28 protein-coding genes are annotated in these 20,883 nt (G+C 64.9%); 16 read left to right on the top strand and 12 right to left on the bottom strand.

Translation table 11 applies throughout. The features are described from left to right. Positions 1–42: 42 nt before the first annotated feature. The gene (locus ACNJYD_RS29140; RefSeq protein ID WP_172786762.1) at positions 43–477 is read right to left on the bottom strand and encodes a hypothetical protein; all 435 of its coding nucleotides are present in this window, start codon (positions 475–477) and stop codon (positions 43–45) included. A 486-nt stretch (positions 478–963) separates the two neighbouring features. Here ACNJYD_RS29140 and ACNJYD_RS29145 point away from each other — a divergent pair, with 486 nt between their 5' ends. The 3 genes from ACNJYD_RS29145 to ACNJYD_RS29155 all read left to right on the top strand — a co-directional run bounded on the left by ACNJYD_RS29145 (position 964) and on the right by ACNJYD_RS29155 (position 2,257). Then, positions 964–1,347, top strand: a complete 384-nt coding sequence (locus ACNJYD_RS29145) for a RidA family protein (protein WP_439364061.1) — start codon at positions 964–966, stop codon at positions 1,345–1,347. A gap of 157 nt (positions 1,348–1,504) precedes the next feature. After that, positions 1,505–1,765, top strand: a complete 261-nt coding sequence (locus ACNJYD_RS29150; RefSeq protein WP_172786764.1) for a hypothetical protein — start codon at positions 1,505–1,507, stop codon at positions 1,763–1,765. Between the two features lie 240 nt (positions 1,766–2,005). Continuing rightward, a complete protein-coding gene (locus ACNJYD_RS29155; RefSeq protein ID WP_172786765.1) occupies positions 2,006–2,257 on the top strand; it encodes a hypothetical protein in 252 nt (83 codons plus the stop codon). A gap of 91 nt (positions 2,258–2,348) precedes the next feature. Here the strand turns inward: ACNJYD_RS29155 and ACNJYD_RS29160 are convergent, their stop codons facing one another. After that, entirely contained in the window at positions 2,349–2,834 is a 486-nt protein-coding gene (locus ACNJYD_RS29160; protein ID WP_172786766.1) for a J domain-containing protein, read from the bottom strand. A gap of 111 nt (positions 2,835–2,945) precedes the next feature. On the opposite strand from ACNJYD_RS29160, the gene ACNJYD_RS29165 reads away from it, so the two are divergent. From ACNJYD_RS29165 to ACNJYD_RS29175, 3 genes are all read left to right on the top strand, one after another. Then, complete coding sequence (locus ACNJYD_RS29165; protein ID WP_439364062.1) at positions 2,946–3,713, top strand: SDR family NAD(P)-dependent oxidoreductase; 768 nt, start codon at positions 2,946–2,948, stop codon at positions 3,711–3,713. Positions 3,714–3,885: 172 nt separating this feature from the next. Further along, positions 3,886–4,134 carry a helix-turn-helix domain-containing protein gene (locus tag ACNJYD_RS29170; protein WP_172786768.1) on the top strand — a complete coding sequence of 83 codons (249 nt, stop codon included), beginning with the start codon at positions 3,886–3,888 and terminating at the stop codon, positions 4,132–4,134. Positions 4,135–4,307: 173 nt separating this feature from the next. Further along, on the top strand, positions 4,308–4,805 hold the full coding sequence (locus tag ACNJYD_RS29175; protein WP_212254557.1) for a collagen-like protein: 498 nt from the start codon (positions 4,308–4,310) through the stop codon (positions 4,803–4,805). Between the two features lie 7 nt (positions 4,806–4,812). Here the strand turns inward: ACNJYD_RS29175 and ACNJYD_RS29180 are convergent, their stop codons facing one another. Together ACNJYD_RS29180 and ACNJYD_RS29185 are read right to left on the bottom strand one after the other, a co-directional pair. Further along, positions 4,813–5,028: a hypothetical protein gene (locus ACNJYD_RS29180; protein ID WP_172786770.1), complete on the bottom strand. Its 216-nt coding sequence runs from the start codon at positions 5,026–5,028 to the stop codon at positions 4,813–4,815. 93 nt (positions 5,029–5,121) lie between these two features. Next, on the bottom strand, positions 5,122–5,391 hold the full coding sequence (locus tag ACNJYD_RS29185; RefSeq protein WP_172786771.1) for a DUF2277 domain-containing protein: 270 nt from the start codon (positions 5,389–5,391) through the stop codon (positions 5,122–5,124). 125 nt (positions 5,392–5,516) lie between these two features. Between ACNJYD_RS29185 and ACNJYD_RS29190 the strand changes: the two genes are divergently transcribed. The 4 genes from ACNJYD_RS29190 to ACNJYD_RS29205 all read left to right on the top strand — a co-directional run bounded on the left by ACNJYD_RS29190 (position 5,517) and on the right by ACNJYD_RS29205 (position 8,100). Further along, the gene (locus ACNJYD_RS29190; protein ID WP_439364063.1) at positions 5,517–6,578 is read left to right on the top strand and encodes an alpha/beta fold hydrolase; all 1,062 of its coding nucleotides are present in this window, start codon (positions 5,517–5,519) and stop codon (positions 6,576–6,578) included. Positions 6,579–6,596: 18 nt separating this feature from the next. Further along, the gene (locus ACNJYD_RS29195) at positions 6,597–6,938 is read left to right on the top strand and encodes an MmcQ/YjbR family DNA-binding protein (protein ID WP_439364064.1); all 342 of its coding nucleotides are present in this window, start codon (positions 6,597–6,599) and stop codon (positions 6,936–6,938) included. Positions 6,939–7,065: 127 nt separating this feature from the next. Further along, complete coding sequence (locus ACNJYD_RS29200) at positions 7,066–7,419, top strand: hypothetical protein (protein ID WP_172786774.1); 354 nt, start codon at positions 7,066–7,068, stop codon at positions 7,417–7,419. A 78-nt stretch (positions 7,420–7,497) separates the two neighbouring features. Continuing rightward, complete coding sequence (locus tag ACNJYD_RS29205) at positions 7,498–8,100, top strand: MSMEG_1061 family FMN-dependent PPOX-type flavoprotein (protein WP_439364065.1); 603 nt, start codon at positions 7,498–7,500, stop codon at positions 8,098–8,100. 101 nt (positions 8,101–8,201) lie between these two features. Here ACNJYD_RS29205 and bfr read toward each other — a convergent pair whose 3' ends face one another. Together bfr and ACNJYD_RS29215 are read right to left on the bottom strand one after the other, a co-directional pair. Then, positions 8,202–8,690 carry a bacterioferritin gene (gene bfr / locus ACNJYD_RS29210; protein WP_172786776.1) on the bottom strand — a complete coding sequence of 163 codons (489 nt, stop codon included), beginning with the start codon at positions 8,688–8,690 and terminating at the stop codon, positions 8,202–8,204. Between the two features lie 132 nt (positions 8,691–8,822). Next, complete coding sequence (locus ACNJYD_RS29215) at positions 8,823–9,095, bottom strand: (2Fe-2S)-binding protein (RefSeq protein ID WP_172786777.1); 273 nt, start codon at positions 9,093–9,095, stop codon at positions 8,823–8,825. Positions 9,096–9,689: 594 nt separating this feature from the next. On the opposite strand from ACNJYD_RS29215, the gene ACNJYD_RS29220 reads away from it, so the two are divergent. Together ACNJYD_RS29220 and ACNJYD_RS29225 are read left to right on the top strand one after the other, a co-directional pair. Further along, entirely contained in the window at positions 9,690–10,010 is a 321-nt protein-coding gene (locus ACNJYD_RS29220; RefSeq protein WP_172786779.1) for a hypothetical protein, read from the top strand. Between the two features lie 211 nt (positions 10,011–10,221). Continuing rightward, positions 10,222–10,503: a hypothetical protein gene (locus tag ACNJYD_RS29225; protein WP_025034459.1), complete on the top strand. Its 282-nt coding sequence runs from the start codon at positions 10,222–10,224 to the stop codon at positions 10,501–10,503. A gap of 182 nt (positions 10,504–10,685) precedes the next feature. Here the strand turns inward: ACNJYD_RS29225 and ACNJYD_RS29230 are convergent, their stop codons facing one another. Both ACNJYD_RS29230 and ettA read right to left on the bottom strand, forming a co-directional pair. Further along, the gene (locus ACNJYD_RS29230; protein WP_439364066.1) at positions 10,686–11,912 is read right to left on the bottom strand and encodes a lytic murein transglycosylase; all 1,227 of its coding nucleotides are present in this window, start codon (positions 11,910–11,912) and stop codon (positions 10,686–10,688) included. A 7-nt stretch (positions 11,913–11,919) separates the two neighbouring features. Further along, positions 11,920–13,569, bottom strand: coding sequence for an energy-dependent translational throttle protein EttA (ettA, locus tag ACNJYD_RS29235; protein ID WP_439364067.1), 1,650 nt, complete (start codon positions 13,567–13,569; stop codon positions 11,920–11,922). A gap of 235 nt (positions 13,570–13,804) precedes the next feature. On the opposite strand from ettA, the gene ACNJYD_RS29240 reads away from it, so the two are divergent. After that, on the top strand, positions 13,805–14,020 hold the full coding sequence (locus ACNJYD_RS29240; protein ID WP_172786783.1) for a hypothetical protein: 216 nt from the start codon (positions 13,805–13,807) through the stop codon (positions 14,018–14,020). 129 nt (positions 14,021–14,149) lie between these two features. Next, positions 14,150–15,112: a D-2-hydroxyacid dehydrogenase family protein gene (locus ACNJYD_RS29245; protein ID WP_439364068.1), complete on the top strand. Its 963-nt coding sequence runs from the start codon at positions 14,150–14,152 to the stop codon at positions 15,110–15,112. Positions 15,113–15,168: 56 nt separating this feature from the next. On the opposite strand, the gene ACNJYD_RS29250 is transcribed toward ACNJYD_RS29245, so the two are convergent. Continuing rightward, positions 15,169–16,365: a L,D-transpeptidase family protein gene (locus ACNJYD_RS29250; protein WP_439364069.1), complete on the bottom strand. Its 1,197-nt coding sequence runs from the start codon at positions 16,363–16,365 to the stop codon at positions 15,169–15,171. Positions 16,366–16,732: 367 nt separating this feature from the next. On the opposite strand from ACNJYD_RS29250, the gene ACNJYD_RS29255 reads away from it, so the two are divergent. Next, entirely contained in the window at positions 16,733–17,488 is a 756-nt protein-coding gene (locus tag ACNJYD_RS29255) for a hypothetical protein (protein WP_439364070.1), read from the top strand. 18 nt (positions 17,489–17,506) lie between these two features. On the opposite strand, the gene sseA is transcribed toward ACNJYD_RS29255, so the two are convergent. From sseA to ACNJYD_RS29270, 3 genes are all read right to left on the bottom strand, one after another. Further along, positions 17,507–18,358: a 3-mercaptopyruvate sulfurtransferase gene (gene sseA / locus ACNJYD_RS29260; protein ID WP_439364071.1), complete on the bottom strand. Its 852-nt coding sequence runs from the start codon at positions 18,356–18,358 to the stop codon at positions 17,507–17,509. Positions 18,359–18,539: 181 nt separating this feature from the next. Further along, the gene (locus ACNJYD_RS29265) at positions 18,540–18,953 is read right to left on the bottom strand and encodes a rhodanese-like domain-containing protein (protein WP_028179894.1); all 414 of its coding nucleotides are present in this window, start codon (positions 18,951–18,953) and stop codon (positions 18,540–18,542) included. Positions 18,954–19,079: 126 nt separating this feature from the next. Then, positions 19,080–20,255, bottom strand: a complete 1,176-nt coding sequence (locus ACNJYD_RS29270) for a vWA domain-containing protein (protein WP_036042143.1) — start codon at positions 20,253–20,255, stop codon at positions 19,080–19,082. 288 nt (positions 20,256–20,543) lie between these two features. Here ACNJYD_RS29270 and ACNJYD_RS29275 point away from each other — a divergent pair, with 288 nt between their 5' ends. Then, on the top strand, positions 20,544–20,789 hold the full coding sequence (locus tag ACNJYD_RS29275) for a GlsB/YeaQ/YmgE family stress response membrane protein (RefSeq protein ID WP_172786788.1): 246 nt from the start codon (positions 20,544–20,546) through the stop codon (positions 20,787–20,789). The last annotated feature ends 94 nt before the right edge of the window (positions 20,790–20,883 follow it).

A 20,883-nucleotide genomic window follows, 5' to 3' on the forward strand; every position in this document is an offset into this window, starting at 1 on the left:
TTCGCGCATCCGCAGGGCTAACCCACCCTACGGCACCGTCTTCTACCGCATCGTGATCGCAAGCCCGCTGAGATCCGCATTCGCCATCAGGCCGACCTGCGTGCCGGTCAGCTCCAGCACCGCGCCTTTTTGGTTGGTCAGCACGATGGCGCGGGCGCCGGCGCCGACGGCGAGGCCCGCGCCGGCGGCACCATAGACGCCGGCGACATCCGAGGGGCGGTTGATGTTGCTGACGCGGCCGCGCAGCACGGTCTTGGATCCCCCGAACACCAGGCCATAGTCGATGCCGCCGGTGGAGAGCCCGTAAGAGCGGCCGCGGAAGTTCAGCACGCCGGAGCCGCCGGAGCCGCCGATGATCCAGCCGGCCTTGTAGATCGTCAGCGTCACGAAGCCGCTGTCGGCGCGCGCGGTCGTCGAGAGGCCGGCCAGGGCGACGATGGCGACGCACGCGGCGCGGAAGGTGGATGCGAGCTTCATGGGGGTCTCCGGGGGCTTTTTTAGGGGAGGATTCGAATCAGACGGAGCGAATGTACCTGATCGATCGGGGCGGCAACATGATGGGACGGCAGTTTCCGCAAGTGCAGCGGCGGCAAGACTCGCGGAAGGTCCTCATGCCCCGTCATTGCGAGCGTAGCGAAGCAATCCAGAATCGTTCCGCGGAGGCAGTCTGGATTGCTTCGTCGCAAGAGCTCCTCGCAATGACGAGATGGATGGATACCGGCTCTTGCCGCCAGCAGGAAAAGGCGAACCGCCAGCGATCGAAGGCACCATCGCCATCGTGCCATACTGCCCCTGTTTTGCCCGACGGAGCAAGCGGATACTTCCGCAATCCCGAATTTCGTAAAAACCCAATGATCTCCGCACCATCCCTACTGCGCATGGGGTTGTTTTCGCACTTTTGTTTTGAGCAGCCCACGTCTTGCCGCTACTCTCATGCGTCCGCCCCCGTCCTGAGGTGATCCCATGTCGATCCAGCATTTCGCGCCCCCGCCGCACGTCAAGGCGCCGCCGCTGTCCTTTGCGACGCGCGTTGGCGATCTCCTGTTCGTCTCCGGCATTCCCGGCTTCGATGTATCAGGCGCGTTACCCGATGGCTTCGAGGCGCAGTTCGCCAATGTCGTCGTCAACATCAAGCGCGTGCTGGGCGAGGCCGGCGCCGGTATGCACGATCTCGTCAAGGTCAACGTGCTCCTGACCCGCGCCTCGGACGTTGCCGCCATGAACGCGCTCTATGCCGGCGCCTTCGGCCCGCCGCCATACCCGGCGCGCACCACATGCGTGGTGCACGCGCTGCCCGATCCGAAGATGCTGATCGAGATCGAGGCGGTCGCCTCATTGGCCAAGTAGGAGCGGATTAAGCTGCGTGTGGCCCATCGGGCACGCTGCCAAACCAAATGCTCGAGGCACGGCTGACATGTCCGTGAATGGCGGCTCGCCGGCTTGCAAAGGGCCTGCTTTTACCGCACGAATTTTTTCGGTCCCATGTCCCACAAGGAGATACTTCATGCGTCGCCTTCTCGCGCTTTGTGCCGTTGCCGGCATCGCCTCGTCCGTGTTCGCCGTGCCGGCCTCAGCGAAGGTCGGCTATTACGTGATCCGCTGGGACAACACCGGCATCTGCCAGGTCTGGAACGAGGACCTGCAATACAAGCCGTTCCAGTTCGGGGTCTCGACCTACAAGGTCGTCAGCAAGCCGCTCCCGACCTTCCAGCAGGCCTCCGACCTGCAGATCAAGATGCGCACCGAGCGGAAGTGCACGCTCTGAGCTCTACGGCAAGAGATCGCATTCGAAGGGCGGGTCGCGCGGGCGATCCGCCCTTTTTCTTTGCGCTGGCCTGAAGCGTTTCCCCGGCCGAAATCGCGCAGGTCCAGCGCACATTGTTTGAACCTCGGCGGCCGGTGGAACTACTCACATCTTGTCCGGGGCGCAGCCAAGCGCGTCCCGCACCACCCCTCCCCGTCATTGTCGGGAGGCGCATCACATCATTCATTTGAGGAGCTGATCATGCGTCGTATTTCCATGCTGTGCGCTGCCGCCGGTCTTGCCGTCACTGCGTTCGTCGCCGCGAGCCCGGCCGAAGCCAGCTATCATCTGATCCGTTGGCAGGACACCGGCTTCTGCCAGATCTGGGACGAGAGCATCCCGACCACGCCGTGGCCGGCCGGCTACCACCGCGCCAGCGCCAGCGTGCCGACCTTCCTCGACGCCCTCGCGGCGAAGGACGCCGCGCTCAAGAGCGGTAGCTGCACCTGGTAAAGTTTCGATCGGCGGACGAAGAGCCGGGCAAGGACGCCAACGTCCTTGCCCGGTTGTTTTTGTGCCCGCGTGAACGCGAGCCGTGGCGCCTTCACGCGTCCTTGTGCGCGCCGGGATGGATCAGGATGTCGCGCGCGGCGGCGAGGTCGATGAAGGCTTCGGCGCTGCCGCCCTGGTCGGGATGCAGGCCCTTGGCGGCGCGGCGATAGGCCTGGTTGATGTCCTCGCAGGTGAGCTGCACCGCGAGCGGCAGGCCGAGCACCTTGCGGGCGCGATCCTCGCTGGAGAGCTTCTTCGGCGCAGCGTTGCGGCGGCCGAAGCGCGGTGCGGTCAGATCGTGCACGACCTCGAGCACCACACCGAGACGACGCTGGGCCGCCAGCGTCACGCTGTGATCGTCATTGTCGACGGCCTGGCGCAGCACCGGCAGCGCCTGCTCGGCGGCCTGGCGCAGCGTGACGTCGCCGCTCATCCGCGCGATCTCGGCCACCAGCCGGCCGGCCTCGGCCCAATCCGGCGATTGCGCCGACCGCAGGCGTTCCAGAGCGAGTTTCCAGGAGTCGAGCCGTTCCATCATGCGCGCAACGTTTAGCAATCAAGATCAGTATGCCAAGGCCGCCGTTTCCGACCCCTTAATTTCGAGTTAGCTTTTCGTGAAACTTCGAAACGAAAACGGGAGGAATATGCCATGGCGTTGCTCGCGAACCACATTGCCGTCGTCACCGGCGCCGGTTCCGGAATCGGCCGGGCGATCGCCGCCGGCTATGCGCGGGAGGGCGCGCAGATCGTGCTGCTCGACGTCAACGCCGAGACGGCGGCGGAGGCGGCGCAGGAGATCCGAACATCGGGCGGCAAGGCCGAGAGCTTTGCGCTCGACGTGACCAGGCGCGAGGATTGCTTTGCGCTGGCGAAGCAGGTCGCGGACAAGGTCGGGCAGGTCTCGATCCTCGTCAACAATGCCGGCATCACCCGCCGCAACGCCTTCACCGCGGAGACCGAGACGGTGGCGAAGGACTGGAACGACATCATCTCGCTCAACCTCACCGGCGTCTTCAACATGACGCAGGCGTTCCTCGCGCCGTTGCGCGCGAGCAAAGGCCGCATCGTCAATATCGGCTCGATCCAGTCCTTCGTGCATCTGCGCACGCCGAGCTCGGCGGCCTACACCACCTCGAAGCACGGCGTGCTCGGCTTCACCAAGGCGCTCGCGGTCGAGCTCGGCAAGGACGGCGTGCGCGTCAACGCGATCGGGCCCGGCTTTATCGAGACCAACATCAACGTCCATGTGCGTGCGACAAATCCGGCGCTGGTGCAGGCCTTCGTCGATCACACGCCGCTGGCGCGCACCGGCAAGCCCGAGGACATCGTGGGGCCTGCGGTGTTCCTCGCCTCCGATCTGTCGGCCTTTGTCACCGGCAGCATCGTGATGGTGGACGGCGGCTACCGAACGGTGTGAGAGGCTCGTCAATCGCGGCCGCATTTGGGCATTCTCAAGATCAATTCGGCGCGGCCACCCCGATTAACCCTTCATTAACCAAACCAGACCACCGTAGATTCACGGCTTGGGGGTCGTTGGTTCTCGATCCGCTTCCGACGATGGAAGCGGGCGTTGATCGGGAGGTGTGTTGATGACCACTGTTCATGTCGCCGCGTCCGAGCCGGACGCACAATTCTTTGCCCCGAACCAGATCGTTCCGCTTCTGATCGGCGCCACCGTCGACGAGGTCGAGCGTGAGCTCGTGCTGCAGACGCTGGCGCGCTGCGACGGCAACCGCACGCGGGCCTCGCGCGTGCTCGGCCTTTCGGTGCGCACGCTGCGCAACAAGATCAAGCTCTATGCCGCCTCTGGCATCGACGTGCCTGCCCATCAGGACTAGCGCGCGACTTTAGTCCACCCGCGACGACGCGCTGCGCAGCCGCGCGCGATCGATGACACGGCTGGTTGCTCCGTTGGATTGATGTTGATCAAGCCGGGCACGATGCGCGGGCAGAATTGCTGCTGTCGTCAAACGCCGCTAAGTAGCTTGCTTCGGGTGAAGGGAGCAATGGCGTGGCAGACGACCAGGGACGACGGCCGGGGCCTCAGGGTCCTCGTGGGCGGCAAGGCGAGCCGGGACGACCGGGACCACAAGGTCATCCGGGCCGGCGCGGCCCCGACGGCGCGCGCGGCAAGCCCGGGCCGCAGGGCAAGCCGGGCCCGGTCGGAAAGGCCGGACCGCAAGGAAAGCAGGGCGAAGCCGGTCCGCGTGGGCCAGCCGGCGCGCTGGGACCTGTCGGACCGCAGGGGCCGGCGGGGCCGCAAGGCCCGCGCGGCGAGCCGGGTCCGCCCGGCCAATTGCCGTCGATCGAGCAGGTGCTGCCGTGGCTCGACCAGCTCTTCGACGCTTGGGACGAGCGCCGCCGCCAACGCGAGCGCGAAGCCGCTGAGCGCGAAGCGCTCGAAGCCGCTGTCCAGGAGACCGACGAGGCAATCGTCGACGACGAGGGCGACGACGGCGACGATCACAAGAAGAAAAAGAAGAAGAAGAAGCAGGGCCAGAAGAGTTAGCCCCAGTCTATTTGGGCTGATCCTCGCGCCGCGGCAGCATGCCCATGCGCTCGAACTGCCAGCGCATGGCGCGATACCAGAGATAGCCGACCGCCGCGCCGCACAGGGCGAGGATGACCACATTCGCGCTGGAGAACGAGCCGCTCCACCACATCATCCACGCGGTCCACAGCAGCGTGAAGACGATGGCACCTGCTTTCAAGGGAAGAAGGGGGCGGCTCATGTCGTGCTCCGGGCGATCAAAACCCCGGCCGCCACCTTCGCAAGCCGAGGCAGCAGATACCGTGAGGCAGATCACGGACCACGCTGCCTGAGCTCACGTACCGAAGCGCAGCCGCGAGCGCTCTTTGGCCTTTTCCGCCTCAACCTCGCGGTCGCGCGCCGGCGCATGGGTATGCAGTGAAGTCAGGAGTTTTCGCGCGGCCTCGGAGACCTCGGCCACCGCACGCTCGAACGCCGCCTCGTTGGCCTGAGACGGTCTGTTGAAACCCGACAGCTTTCGCACGAATTGCAGCGCGCTGGCATGGATCTCATCCTCGGTCGCCGGGGGCTCGAAGTTGAACAGCGTCTTGATATTGCGGCACATGCACTTTCTCCGGATATTTCCTCGAGGACGGTTGGCGGAGGGGAAATCCTACATCGTTCCCGCATTTGTGCTAGGTTCCGCCGCAAAAGCGGCCGCCGGACACGAGCCGCACGGGGGAGAGGAACATGAGAGCTTCTTGCGTCGCGCTGTCGGCCATCCTGCTATCGATCTCGACGTCAGGATGGGCAGTCGACTATCCGCCACCGAAGCAGGGCGACTGGATCGCCCGGGATTTCAAGTTCCACACCGGCGAGACCATGCCGGAACTGAAGCTGCACTACACCACGGTCGGCGAACCCTCGGGCCAGCCCGTGCTGGTGCTGCACGGCACAGGCGGGTCGGGCGCGAGCGTGTTGACGCCTTCCTTTGCCGGCGAGCTGTTCGGCCCGGGGCAGCCGCTCGACGCCGCCAAATATTACATCATCATTCCCGACAATGTCGGCCACGGCAAATCGTCGAAGCCCTCCGACGGCATGAAAACGAGCTTTCCGAAATACAATTACGAGGACATGGTCGAGGCGCAATATCGCCTGGTGACGGAAGGCCTCGGGGTCAAGCATCTGCGGCTCGTGATCGGCAATTCGATGGGCGGCATGCACACCTGGCTGTGGGGCGAGAAATATCCGAAGGCGATGGACGCGCTGATCCCGATGGCCTCGCAGCCGACCGAGATGGCATCGCGCAACTGGATGATGCGGCGGATCATGCTCGACACCATCCGCAACGATCCCGACTACAATGGCGGCAATTACACCGGCCAGCCGCGCATGATGAAATATGCCATCACCGCCTACGGCATTGCCAGCATCGGCGGGACGCTCGCCTATCAATCGCAGGCGCCGACCGCGGCGAAGGCCGACAAGATCGTCGATGACCGGCTCGCGACGCCGATCACGGCGGACGCCAACGACTTCGTCTATCAATGGGAATCCTCGCACGACTACAATGCGAGCGAGAAGCTGGAGGCGATCGAGGCCCCGCTGCTGCTGATCAATTCGGCCGATGACGAACGCAACCCGCCCGAGACCGGCCTCACGGACGCTGCCATGAAGCGGGTCAAGAACGGCCGCCTCTATTTGATCCCGGCGAGCGCCGAGACGCGCGGCCACGGCACCACCGGCAATGCAAAGTTCTACAGCGAGCAGGTCAGGCAATTGCTACAGACCGCGCCGCAGCGGACGATGTAGGAGCGGCAGCCAGACGATATGTCGAAAGCCCGCTTTCGTAAGGCTGCACTCGCACTTCCCGGTGTTATCGAGGGCGCGCATCACGGCCATGCCGACTTCCGCGTCGGCAAGCGCGTGTTCGCGACGATAGGCTATCCCGATGACACATGGGGTATGGTGAAGCTGACGCCGGACCAGCAGGCCATGCTCATCGATGCGGAGCCGGCGATGTTTCGCCCCGTGCCCGGCGCCTGGGGCAAGAACGGCAGCACGAATGTGAAGCTGGCGAAGGTCGATCAGGTAACGCTGCGAAGCGCGCTCGATATGGCCTGGCGCAATGTCGCGCCAAAATCGCTGCTTGCCTCGATCGAGACGCCATAGCGAAGATCATGCCGCAACGCATCATGCCGCCGCGCCTCTCGCGCGCATATTATTTGAGCATGCAATGCGCTGTCAGCTCGGGCTTAATCGCATCAACGATACGAATCGGAATGCGGCGGAGGATCGCATGCGAAGGCTCGCACTGTGCGTTTGGCTGATCGCGATGACGGCGCTGACGAGCGCTGCGTTCGCGTTCGACAACGGGCAATATGATCACGTCCCGCCCGACATCCGCGCCTGGTTCAAGAGCGTGATCGCGCCGAACGGCGTGCCCTGCTGCGACATCTCCGACGGCCATCGCACCGACTACGACGTGCGCGCGGGCAGCTATTGGGTGCCGATCGAAGGGCAATGGATGGAAGTGCCCGAACGCGCCATCATCCGCGACCAGGGCAATCCAGTCGGCCAGGCCGTGGTGTGGTACGTCCACCACCGCGGGGCCATCATCATCAGCTGCTTCGTGCCGGCGGATGCGGTGTAGCGCGTCTTGATGAATTCCATTGGCTGGAGATGGCCCGATCGGGTAGCCTAGAGCCAAGCTTGAAGCGGAGGCACGCCGTTGACCGATCTTAGCGCCGAAGACCTCGCCACCATCTATGCCAAGCCGAGCCCGCGCGTGATCGCGAAAGCACGGCCCGCGATCGACGCGCACGCGAAGAAGTTCATCGAGATGTCGCCGTTCTGCGTGCTCGCGACATCGGGCTTGGACGGCAGCGTCGACGCTTCTCCGCGCGGCGGCGGCATCGGCTTCGTCCGCGTCGCCGGCCCCAACCAGCTGCTGATGCCCGACCGCTCCGGCAACAACCGCATCGACAGTTTCCGCAACGTGGTCGAAGGCTCAGGCTTCGTGCATTTGCTGTTCTTCGTTCCGGGCATCGACGAGACGCTGCGCGTCGGCGGACGCGGCACGCTGTCGGCCGACCCGGATCTGCTCGCCTCGATGGAGGAATTCGGCAAGCCGCCGCGCGCGGTGCTGAACGTCACCGTGAGCGAAGTCTATTTTCACTGCGGCAAGGCGCTGATGCGCTCGAAGCTGTGGTCGTCGGAGAAGGTGCCGCGCTCGGTGATGCCGAGCATCGTCACGGTCGTTCACGAGCAGACCGGCCTCGGCGAGCCCGCGAGCCAGGAGGCCGTGGAAGAGCTCTACAAGACGCAGCTGTAGGCCGCACGGCATCACAGCGTCGTCCCAGCCTTGCGGGGTCCCCGCTTTCGCGGGGACGACATGGGAGTGTGTCGCGACGGCGTCTGTCGCGGCGTTAGCGCTTAATGCCCGTCGCCTTCCAGCCCGCCGACATGCTTCTGGGTGTAGAGTTCGAGGCCGATGCGGCCGATCAAATCGAGCTGGGTTTCGAGGAAGTCGATGTGATGCTCCTCGTCGCTCATCAGCTTCTCGAACAGGTCGCGCGTGACATAGTCCTTGACGCTGTGACAGTAGGTCGCCGCTTCCTGATAAAGCGCCCGCGCGCTCATCTCGGCGGCGAGATCGCACTCGATGATCTCCTTGACGTTCTGGCCGATGCGCAGGGGGTCGAGCACCTGCATGTTCGGAAAGCCGTCGAAGAACAGGATACGCTCAGTGAGCTTGTCGGCGTGCTCCATCTCCTCGATGGACTCCTTGCGCCAGACCTTGGCCATGTCCAGCAGGCCCCAATTGTCGAGGAAGCGGTAATGCAGCCAGTACTGATTGATCGCAGTCAGCTCATGACGCAGCGCCTTGTTGAGATATTCGATGACCTTTGCGTCGCCCTGCATGGTTCACTCCAGCTCTTGCAATCCAAATCGGCCCTAACCGAGTTTAGAACGCTTCTAAATCACTTTGCGAACGAGGGCAACCGGCTGCGGGAACGCAGCCGGGGAAAAGCTCAGCCGGGGGTGCGGAAGTTTTCAGCAGGCCGCGAGCGCGAACTCGGCGGGCTCGGCGGTCTCGTCGTTGGCGGCCACGGTGTGGCTATGCGGACAGCCGGCGCAGCAGGACTGCGCGCAGGGCCCAAGCGCTTCGTCGATGATGGTCTTGATCGTCCGTGCGCAGCGGCCGCATTCGGCGCTACAGCCGAGACAGCCATAGACCTGTTTGGCATGGCGCACGGCATCGTCGGACTCGGCGACGGCGGCGCGGATATCGTCATCGCTCAGCACGTTACAGGAACAAACGATCATGGAAGCGGCAGGCCCTTCGGTGATGCGCCATCATCGATATTTAACAGGCCGGCCGGATGCAAAAGGAAAAACCGGTATTTGAAGCTATTCCAAACTGGCCTGATCAAAGCCTAGAACGGCTCTAAAATAAGCTGTTGCGCTGGATCAAGATTGGGCCGGACTAGTCGCCGCCACCGCCTCCTCCACCGTCGCCACCGCCTCCACAGTCGCCGCCGCTGCTGCTGCCGCTATCGCTGCTCGAACAGCTGCCGCCGTCGCTCGAGCTCCCCGAACTGCCGCCGGAGAACCAGCTTCCCAGCGAGAAGCCGTCACTCGTCCCGGAATAGCTGCTGTCACACTCCCGCGGTCGCTGCCTGCGGTGGCGCGGGAGCGCCGTGCGCGGTTCTGGAGATGTGCGATCCAGCCGTAGCCGATCGCGAAAACGATCCCGGCCGCAATCAAGGCATTGACCATCGCGTTGCCCATCATCGTCTCCCAGTGGGGCCCATATTAGTTGGTCGTCTCCGGCAAAGGTGCCGTTCATTGATCATTTCAGCGAAATATGGAACCTTGCGGCCCAAAGGGTTCCCGTGTGTTGGTCTGAAAGGTCAAGCAATGAAGAAGTCGCTCATGGCGGTCGCTGCCGTCGCCACCCTGGCCCTGACGGCCGGATCGCCGGCCCATGCCCAGCGCGGCGTCGCCGCAGGCGTGGCAGCCGGGATCATCGGCGGCGCCATTGTCGGCGGTGCATTGGCTTCTCCGTATTATTACGGACCCGGCTATGGCTACTATCAGCCGGGCTACTACCCGCCGCGCTACTACGCCCCTGGTCCAGGCTATGTGGCCGACGACTATTACGGCGGCTGCGTCTGGCAGAAGCAGCGCTTCTGGGATGGCTATGCCTGGCGCGTCCGTCGCGTCCGAGTCTGCGGCTGAGGCACGCCAAGCCGGTTGACTACGGAGTTGCCGTTCATCTCGGGGCCTGAAAAAGACCGCTTTTTCTCGTCACAGGTCCGTGTGCGTTTACCGTGGATTGACCATTTGCGCGCTTCCTAGCTGCAAGGCCAATTCCATCAGAGTGTGCGTGAACCTTTGAAACCCGGGCGCCTCTAACAGGAGGAACCCATCTCCCAGGAGAGCCAAGAGCATGAACAAGACTTTAGTTGCCGCCCTCACGGTCGCGACGGTCGCCGGTTCGCTGGTGACCGCCGCTCCGTCCGCCAAAGCCGGTGACAACGTCGGCGCCGGCATCGCGGCCGGCCTGATCGGCGGCGCGATCGTCGGCGGCGCCATCGCGTCGAGCCGTCCCGCCTATGGCGGCCCGGTTTACATCGCCGAGCCCCCGCCGCCCGCGCCCTGCTACTGGCGCCGCGAGCGCTATTGGGACGGCTACGGCTGGGTCAGCCGCCCGGTTCGCGTCTGCTACTGATCTGATCGCAACGCGCTCATGAGCGCGGCGATCGAAGCCCGGCCGAGCACCTCGGCCGGGCTTTTTCTTTGGTGAGACACTAAAGCGCGATGAGATTTGGACGAATCGTCATCGCGCTTTAGGTCTTTGTTTGAGCATGATCTTTTCGGAAAAACCGCTTCACACTTTTTCCGGATCATGCTCTACCGCGCCGCCTGGATCGAACGCAGCACCTCTTCACTCGGCCAGCAATCGACTTTGAGTCCCGCCGACTTCTGATAGGCGCCGAGCGCGGCGCGCGTCTGCATGCCGGCCTTGCCGTCGATCTTGTCCTTGTAGAGCCCGATGCGCGTCAGCCCGCGCTGCATGGTCTCGACGTCCTTGGTGCGCAACTGCTTCGAAGCCGACCAGGGCGTTGCGAAGGGCAGCGGGCTCGTCATGCGGTCGCTGAGATGGCCGACGAACAGCACGTAGAGATCGGAGAAATTGTATTCCTTGATGACGAAGTAGTTCTTCGTGGTCAGGAACGACGGCCCGTAGATGCCTTCGGGCTGGAGCAGCGAGGCCGGCTGCGCCTGCTCGGCCGCGCTGAGCTTTTGGCCGCGCACCGGGACAAAACCCTCGCGCAGCCATTGGGCGATCGGCTTGGTTACCTCCGGCACGCCCGTCGTGCAATCGACCTTGGCCGGGGCCTGCACCTCGTAGGCCCAACGCAGGCCGCTCTGCCAGCCCTTGTTGACGAGCTGCTGCGCGGCCGAGGCCAGCGCATCCGGCACGGAGTGCCAGATGTCGATGCGGCCATCGCCGTCGAAATCGACGCCATGCTTGTAATATTCGGACGGCAGGAATTGCGTGAGCCCGGTGGCACCCGCCCAGGACGAGCGCATGTCCTTGCGCGTCACCACGCCTTCGCCGAGGATCTTCAGCGCGAGGATGAACTCGTTGCGATACTGATCCTTGCGCCGGCCGACATAGGCCTGCGTCGCCAGCACGCGAACCAGATCATAGGGCAGCGTGTAGCGGCCGTAATCGGTCTCGCGGCCCCAGATCGCAAGCATCATTGTTGCCGGCACGCCGGAGCTCTTCTCGATCTCGGTCAGCGCCGCGCGATATTTCTGCAGCAGCCGTTGGCCCTCGCCGGCCAGCCGCGCAATCGAAGCTTCCTTGACGTAGTCCGCCGGCACCTGCACGAACTCGGCCTGCGACGGCGCGCCGGTCGCCGGCCGTCCCGGCAAGAGCAGATCGGGCAGCTTGTAATCGGGCTCCAGCCCGCGCGTCTGCGCGTCGAACGTTGCGCGCGAGACGCCGGCCTGCTGGGCTTCCGGCCACAGCGAGGCGATGAACTGCGTGAAGGCGGCGTCAGCGGCGCGGGCGGACGACCAGCCGCAGGTGATGACGATCACCGCAGCGATGAGCGCCCGCCGCATCATGCCGCCATCACCGCGTCAGCTTCTTGTACTTCACGCGGTGCGGGATGATGCTGTCCTGGCCGAGCCGGCGCATCTTGTCCTTCTCGTAATCCTGGAAATTACCTTCGAACCATTCGACATGGCTCTCGCCCTCGAAGGCGAGGATGTGCGTCGCGATGCGGTCGAGGAACCAGCGATCGTGGCTGATGATGACGGCGCAACCGGCAAAGTCCTCCAGCGCCTCTTCGAGCGCGCGCAGCGTGTCGACGTCGAGGTCGTTGGTCGGCTCGTCGAGCAGCAGGACGTTGGCGCCGGACTTCAGCATTTTTGCCAGATGCACGCGGTTGCGTTCACCGCCCGAGAGCGCGCCGACCTTCTTCTGCTGGTCAGCGCCCTTGAAGTTGAACGACGAGCAATAGCCGCGCGAATTGACTTCCTTCTTGCCGAGCAGGATCAATTCGTTGCCGCCGGAGATTTCCTCCCACACGGTCTTCTTGCCGTCGAGCGCGTCGCGCGACTGGTCGACGTAGCCGAGATGCACGGTCTCGCCGACCGTGATCGAGCCCTTGTCCGGCTGTTCCTGCTTGGTGATCATCTTGAACAGCGTGGTCTTGCCGGCGCCGTTGGGGCCGATCACGCCGACGATGCCGCCGGGCGGCAGCTTGAAGGTGAGATCGTCGATCAGGAGGCGATCGCCAAAGCCTTTGCTGAGACCCTCGAAATCGACCACGTTGGCGCCGAGCCGCTCGGCCACCGGGATGATGATCTGCGCGGTCTGGGTCTGCTTCTCGCTGGCCTGCTTGAGCAGTTCCTCATAACGCTGGTAGCGCGCCTTGGACTTGGCCTGGCGTGCCTTGGGCGAAGACGCCACCCATTCCTGCTCGCGCGCGAGCGTCTTCTGGTGCGCGGCATCCTCGCGTCCCTCCTGCTCCAGACGCTTCTGCTTCTGCACCAGCCAGGACGAGTAATTGCCTTCGTACGGGATGCCGCGGCCGCGATCGAGCTCGAGGATCCAGCCGGTGACGTTGTCGAGGAAGTAGCGGTCGTGGGTGACGATCAGGATCGCGCCGGGATAGTTGCGCAGGTGCCCTTCCAGCCACGACACGGATTCCGCATCGAGATGGTTGGTCGGCTCGTCCAGCAGCAAGAGCTCGGGCTGGTCGAGCAGCAGGCGGCACAGCGCGACGCGGCGACGCTCACCGCCTGAGAGCTTGGTCACGTCGGCGTCGTCGGGCGGACAGCGCAGCGCGTCCATGGCCTGGTCGACCTTGCTGTCGAGATCCCACAGGCCCTGAGCCTCGATCTCGTCCTGCAGCTTGGTCATCTCATCGGCGGTCTCGTCCGAATAGTTGACCGCGAGCTCGTTGTAGCGGTCGAGGATCGCCTTCTGCTTGGCGACGCCCTGCATGACGTTCTCGCGCACGGTCAGCTTGGGATCGAGCTGCGGCTCCTGCTCCAGATAGCCAACGCGGGCGCCCTCGGCGACCCAGGCCTCGCCGGTGTATTCCTTGTCGAGACCGGCCATGATCTTGAGCAGCGTCGACTTACCCGAGCCGTTGACGCCGAGCACGCCGATCTTGGCATCCGGGTAGAAGCTCAGATGGATGTTATCGAGCACCTTCCGGGTCGGGTAGCTCTTGGTCAGGCCCTGCATGAAATAGATGAACTGGCGCGCCATCGGTCCCGTGAAACCTTCGATTTGAGGAAATTTGCTTCGCCAGCGATGTAACGATCCCGCCCTCAAAGGGCAACGTTTTCCCTCCGTTCACCACGGATGAATACGGGACGGACACCATCCGGACGCAGATCCGGACAATTGAAACCATTTTTTAATAAAGCAGGCCAAAGCTCGGTTTCGCGCGGAAACAGCGCCACCCGCTCAGAACGAATGGGGAGCACAGCGAGGCCGCATCATGGCTCTGATCGAGACCAATTCTCTTCCCGTTCCGGCAGGAGCCGGGCGCACTTTCGGGTTCGCCTCGGAGATCAAGGCCTTCTGGAAGCGCTTCTTCGCCACCGCCTTCAATCCCTACCGGCCCGAACTGCATTACATGCGCGGCCCCGGCCCCGCCTGGCGCGCCAAGCACGGCATGGATGCGCCGTTCCGCTTGAAGCCCCGCGACGTCTGAGAGACGACCTCCTATCGGACTTTTGAGCCGCAGGCTGCTTGCGCGCTGGCGCGATTGCGCGCAACCATGGCCAGGTTCCGACGACGGCGCCCGCCCGGCGCCATCACCTCTCGCCATGGATGATCGCTGATGAGCCGGCTGCGCTGCGCAATCCTCGACGACTATTTCAACCTCGCCCTCGACGTCGCCGACTGGCCGAAACTGTCAGACCGCGTCGACGTCACCGTGTTCAGCCATCCCTTCGCCTCCGAGCAGGCCGCAGCCAGTGCGCTCACCGACTTCGAGATCATCTGCGCGATGCGCGAGCGCACGGCGTTTCCCAAGAGCCTGTTCGATCGCCTGCCGAAGCTGAAGCTGCTGTTGACGTCGGGCATGCGCAACGCTGCGATCGACATCGAGGCCGCGAAAGCGCGCGGCATCGCCATCGGGGGCACGCAATATTCCCGTGATCCGACCGCGCCGCTCGCCATGGGCCTGATCCTGGAATTGACCCGCGGCATCGGCCGTGAGAACGCGCGGATGCATGCGGGCGAATCCTGGCAGACATTTGCCGGCGTCGAGATCGACGGCATGACGCTCGGCATCGTCGGGCTCGGCAAGCTCGGCAGCAAGATGGCAGGCATTGCGAAAGCGTTCGGCATGAACGTGATCGCCTGGAGCCCGAACCTCACGCCGGAGAAGTGCGCGGCTGTTGGTGTCGGCTACGCCACCAAGGAGGAGCTGTTCACCAAGGCCGACATCGTCACCATCCACGTGGTCTTGAGCGAGCGCTCGCGCGGGCTTGTGAGCCGCGCGGATCTTGCGCGGATGAAGCCGACGGCCTTCCTGGTCAACACCGCGCGCGGGCCGATCGTGGATGAGCAGGCGCTGCTGGAAGCCTTGCAGGAGCGCAAGATCGCGGGTGCAGGCCTGGACGTGTTCTCGGTCGAGCCGCTGCCGGTCGAGCATCCCTTCCGCAAGCTCGACAATGTCGTGCTGACGCCGCATCTGGGCTACGCGACCACGGATGGCCTGCGCATCCATTACGGCCAGATGGTCGAGGCGATCGACGCCTTCACCAAGGGCGGCGAGCTGCCGCGCAGGCTGGCCTGAAATCAAAAGGGCGTGCCGACGGCACGCCCTTCGCAATCTCATTGAAATTGAGGCGCTCAGCGCACGGTGACCGGCGCGGGCAGCGGCGGCACGACGGTGGGCTGCGTCCCCGGGACCGGGCCCGCCTGGGCGGACATCGGAGCCGGCCCGGCCGCGCTCTGCGTCGGCGCGGCGGAGGCCGTCGCCGTTCCCGGCGGCGGGCCGCCCGGCATCACGACAACGCGGGTGCCGACCTTGACGCGATCGAACAGGTCGGAGACGTCCTCGTTCAGCATGCCGATGCAGCCCGACGAGACGAACTTGCCGATCGTCGAGGGCTGGTTGGTGCCGTGGATGCGATAGACGGTCGAGCCGAGATACATCGCGCGGGCGCCGAGCGGATTGCCCGGGCCGCCGGCCATGAAGCGCGGCAGATAGGGCTGACGCTCGATCATCTCGGTCGGCGGATGCCAATCCGGCCACTCGGCCTTGCGGGTGATCTTCTGCACGCCCGTCCAGGTGAAGCCGTCGCGGCCGACACGGACGCCATAGCGGATCGCGCGGCCGCCTCCGAGCACGTAATAGAGGTAGGTGTTGGGCGTATCGACCACGAGCGTGCCGGCCGGCTCCTTGGTCTGGAACGCGACCTCCTGACGGCGCAGGTTCGGCGGCAGCTGCACCGGCGCGGCATCGGGCTGCTCCTCGGGCGGCAGCGCGGCCAAGGTGACCGGGCGGCCATCCGTGCCCACGGGCGGCTGGCCGGCCTGGACCGTCCCGGTCGCGGCGGGACCGCCGACAGCCTCGGGCGGACGCAGACCATCATTGGCAGGCGCCTGCTGAGGGGGACGGTCGGCGTAGATCACCGCCGGCGGACCGGCGGGCCGGCCGTAGCGGGGATCGTCGGGCGACATCACGGGGCCCTGCGGCGCTGCCGAATAGACCGGCGGGGCGCCAGCCGGGCGACCGTAGCGCGGATCATCCGGCGACATCACCGGGCCTTGCGGCGGGGCGGCCGAATAGACCGGAGGCGCGCCCATCGGACGGCCGTGGCGCGGATCGTCGGCCGGACCGGGCGGCGGCAGCGAGGCATGCGGCATCGCGTCGTCGTCTTCATCGAGCGCGTCGAAATTCGGTACGCGGTCACCGGGCCGATATTCGGCCGGGGCGCCATAGCTCGGGACCTGCTGGACCGGATAGCTCTGTGCCTGAGCGAGCGAGGTTCCCGCCGCAGCGACTGTTGCGGCAGCGCATATCGTCAGAAAATGTTTGATCATCATCGCTCTTGTATAGTCCCCAAGCCCGATCGGACCGTTAACGGCCAGATGACGGAAGATAGCGGCACATTCAAGACATATCAGGCTTATTTGCGCCGGACTTGCCGTTTTGTGATCCGCAAGACTACCGTTGCCCCGTTGCATCACGGGGCTGAAATCGTATCGCGCCATCATTTGCCGCGATGTTGGGCCGCGATTTTAACGGAACGATCCGGAAGCGTTGCGATATGGTCGAATCAGCCTGATTCGCCACTTTTTTGAGCTTCGATCCCGCGTGGCGAACGCGGCAAGCAGTACCGTCACCGCGTTCAGATGGCTCTTGGGCCCCGGCCACTCCGCCGCCGGGGCGGAAATTCGCAACCGCTCGATGCTTCCCGGCTTTCGCTTCCTGTTTGCCGCGATCCTGCTGTCAACCTCCATCCTGGTGTTCGGCCTAGGGGCCGCCGCGCTGCTGCGGGCGACCCATCAGCAATATGCCAGCAACCCCGGCTGGCGGAACGGCCCGCAGGAGCAGGTGTTTGCGCAAGCGCCCGAGCCGGCCCAGCCGGTGCTCGCGGTGCTGCGGGCCGAGCCGGAGTTGCCCGCCGAGACCACGCCATCGCTCCGCGACCAGGTGCCGACCATCGCTCTGCCCCTGAGCGAGCCCGACCAGGTTGCGGTACTCACGACCGAGCCCGACGTTCAGCCTGAGGGCGCCACGCCCCAGGCCGAAGCGCCGGCCATCGAGCCAGCCAGGCCCGAGCCGACCGTGGCGGCGGCCGCCCCGGCTTCCACGGATACGCTGACCCCCGCCGACACCACGGCCGCGATCCCCGAGGCCCAGCCTGCCGCAACCGCCAGCGAGCCGGCGCCGGCTGACCCTGCCCTCGCAGCCGCGGCGATCGATGTCGCCTCGGCAAGGCTCGCTGCGCTGAACGCTGCCCCGGCCGCGACGGACGCGCCGGCGAAGGCCAAGGCCGAGAGCAGCAAGCCGGACAGCAAGGCGACCAAGCGCAAGGCGAAGGCCAAGAAGCGCCAGCGCGTGGTGCGGCGCCCGCCACCTCAGCAGCTGCAGCAGCAGCTCGATCCGTTCGGTCAGCAGCAGCCGGCTTTCGCGACAACAACGACCGCACGCACGCGCTGACTCGTCACTCCGACAACCTCACGCCGGGCCGGTCGCGATGGCCGGGCCGCCGGCCTGGCCCCATTCCGACCACGAGCCGTCATAGAGCGCGGTGTCGGTGATGCCGAGGCGGTAGAGCGCGAGGGTCAGCACGCCGGCGGAGACGCCGGAGCCGCAGCTCGTCACGATCGGCGCATCCAGCTTGACGCCGGCATTGGTGAACGCGGCGCGCAGATCCTCGAGCGGCTTCATCTCGCCGGTCGCGGCATCGAATAACAGGTTGTAGGGCACGTTGCGGGCGCCGGGGATGTGGCCGGAGCGGATGCCCGGCCGCGGCTCGGGCGCGCGGCCTTCGAAGCGATCGGCAGCGCGCGCGTCGATCACCTGCTCCTTGCGGCTTTCGAGGTTGGCGATCAGCTGCTGCATGCTGCGCACGCGGTTTGCATCATAGCTCGCCGTGAAGGTCGCCGGCTTCGGCTCGACCTCGCCGCTCTCGGTCGGGCGCCCTTCGGCGCGCCACTTCTTCAAACCGCCATTGAGGATGCGGACATTGCCGTGGCCGTAGGACAGGAACATCCACCAGGCACGCGGCGCTGCGACCCAGCCGCCGGCATCGTAGAGCACGACGGTGTCGCTGTTTCCGATGCCGAGATTGCCGACGTCGCGGCCGAACTGCTCGACGCTCGGAAACATGTGCGGCAGCGGGTTGGAATGATCCGACACCGCATCGACGTCGAAGAACACCGCGCCCGGCAGATGCGCGGCGAGATAATCGTCCTTCGGCAGCGGCAGCACGCCCGGCAGCTTGAAGCTGGCGTCGACGATCTTGACGTTGGCATCGCCCATGTGAGCGGCGAGCCATTCGGTGGAGACGAGGGGGTCGGTGGTCATGCGATGTCTTTCTTGTCGTTCCGAAGTTGAAGCAATGCGCATCAAACTCCGCTGTCATCGCCCGGCCTGACCGGGCGATCCAGTATTCCAGAGGCGGTTATGATTGAGCCGAGAGGCTGCGGCGTACTGGATTCCCCGCTTTCGCGGGGAATGGCAGAATGGCGCGACGGCGCAGCACTTCTCACCCCTTCTTCTTCGGCTCCCACTTCTCGGTCGGCCCGCCGGCATCGCGCCAGGCGGCGTAGCCACCGGCGATGTGGGCGACGGGCTTGAGGCCCATGTCCTGCGCGGTCTTGGCCGCGAGCGCGGAGCGCAGGCCCCCGGCGCAGTGGAAGACGAACTTCTTGTCCTCCTGGAAGATCGGCTTGGCGTAAGGGCTCTGCGGGTCGATCCAGAATTCGAGCATGCCGCGGGTGCAGGCGAACGCGCCCGGGATGCGGCCGTCGCGCTCGATCTCGCGGGGATCGCGGATGTCGACGATGACGACGTCGCCGTTCTTGGAGATCTCGATCGCGTCCTTGGCGGTGAGCGTCTCGATCTCGGCATTGGCCTCGTCGATCAGCGCCTTGATGCCGCGGGTGATGGTCTGGGGCATATGGTTCTCCCTCTTGTTGCCATTCCGGGGCGCGCGTAGCGCGAGCCCGGAATCCATTGATCTACGCCTGCTGCGGCCCGATGGATTCCGGGCTCGCGACTTCGTCGCGCCCCGGAATGACAACAGCTAGTGCGTCAATTCCTTCATAGCAGCTTCCAGCCCCTCGATCGTGATCGGATACATCCGATTGGCGAAGATGCGTTTGATGATGGTGGTGGATTCCGAATAGTCCCAGTGCTTCTGCTGCACCGGGTTCAGCCACACCGTGTGCGGATAGGTGCGGATGATGCGGTCGAGCCAGACCGAGCCGGGCTCCTCGTTGACGTGCTCGACCGAGCCGCCGGGCACCATGATCTCGTAAGGCGACATCGAGGCGTCGCCGACGAACACGACCTTGTAGTCGTGCGGGTATTTGTGCAGCACGTCCCAGGTCGGCGTGCGATCGGTGAAGCGGCGCTTGTTCTGCTTCCACACGCCCTCATAGAGGCAGTTGTGGAAGTAGAAATACTCCATGTGCTTGAACTCGCTCTTCGCCGCCGAGAACAACTCCTCGACCTGCTCGATATGCGCGTCCATGGAGCCGCCGATGTCAAAGAACACCAGCAGCTTCACCGCATTGCGCCGCTCGGGGCGCATGTGGACGTCGAGATAGCCGTGGTTGGCGGTCTCGCGGATCGTGGTGTCGAGATCGAGCTCGTCCGGCGCGCCGGTGCGCGCGAATTTGCGCAGGCGCCGCAGCGCGACCTTGATGTTGCGGATGCCGAGCTCGACGTTGCCGTCCAAATCCTTGAACTCGCGCTTGTCCCACACCTTCACGGCGCGGTTGTTGCGGTTCTTCTCCTGGCCGATACGCACGCCTTCGGGATTGTAGCCGTGGGCGCCGAACGGCGAGGTGCCGGCGGTGCCGATCCACTTCGAGCCGCCCTGGTGGCGGCCCTTCTGCTCCTCGAGGCGCTTCTTCAGGGTCTCCATGAGCTTGTCCCAGCCCATGGCCTCGATCTGCTTCTTCTCTTCCTCTGTGAGGTATTTCTCGGCGAGCTTCTTCAGCCACTCCTCGGGAATCTCCGCCTTGTCCATGGCCTCGAGCAGGCTTTCCAGCCCCTTGAACACAGTGCCGAAGACGCGGTCGAACTTGTCGAGGTTGCGCTCGTCCTTCACCAGCGAGGCGCGCGACAGGTAGTAGAAGTTCTCGACCGTGTAGTCGGCAAGGTCGGCGTCGAGCGCCTCCATCAGCGTGAGGTATTCGCGCAGCGTCACGGGGACCTGCGCATCGCGCAGAGAGGTGAAGAATTGCAGGAACATGGGTGACAGATTGCCCGTCGGGTGGCTGACGTCAAGGGGCGGCACTTCACCTCTCCCATCGGGAGAGGTCGGCACGCAGTGCCGGGTGAGGGGTTTCGCTTCCTCGTGGGACCGGCGCCCCCTCACCCGATTTGCACCGGACGATGCTCCGCATCGCCGGGAGCAAATCGACCTCTCCCCGCAGGGGAGAGGTGAAGCAAGATCACGACCGCGGTGATTCAACGTGGACCGGCAGGCTTTTTGCTCTAGAATTGCCGGCCTCAAGGGGTTGTTTGGGGGACGTTTGCAATGGGAATTGTCGCGGCGCTGATCATCGGCGCCATCGCCGGCTGGCTGGCCGGCAAGATTGTCCACGGGGCGGGATTTGGCCTCGTCGGCAACATCGTCGTCGGCATCATCGGCGCGCTGGTGGCGAGCTGGGTGCTGCCACAGCTGCACATCCAGCTGGCAACGGGCACGATCGGCGCCATCGTCGACGCCACGATCGGCGCAGTGATTGTGCTCGTTATCCTTTCGCTGATAAGACGGGTCTGAAAGCCTGACCGAACCAGGAACGGCCGCCCTGCGCGGCCGTTCCCATGTCGCGACCGGGGCGATGCAATTGGCAATTCCCGGGACGACGACCAAC

The organism is Bradyrhizobium sp. SPXBL-02, assembly GCF_051853065.1.
GTDB lineage: Bacteria > Pseudomonadota > Alphaproteobacteria > Rhizobiales > Xanthobacteraceae > Bradyrhizobium.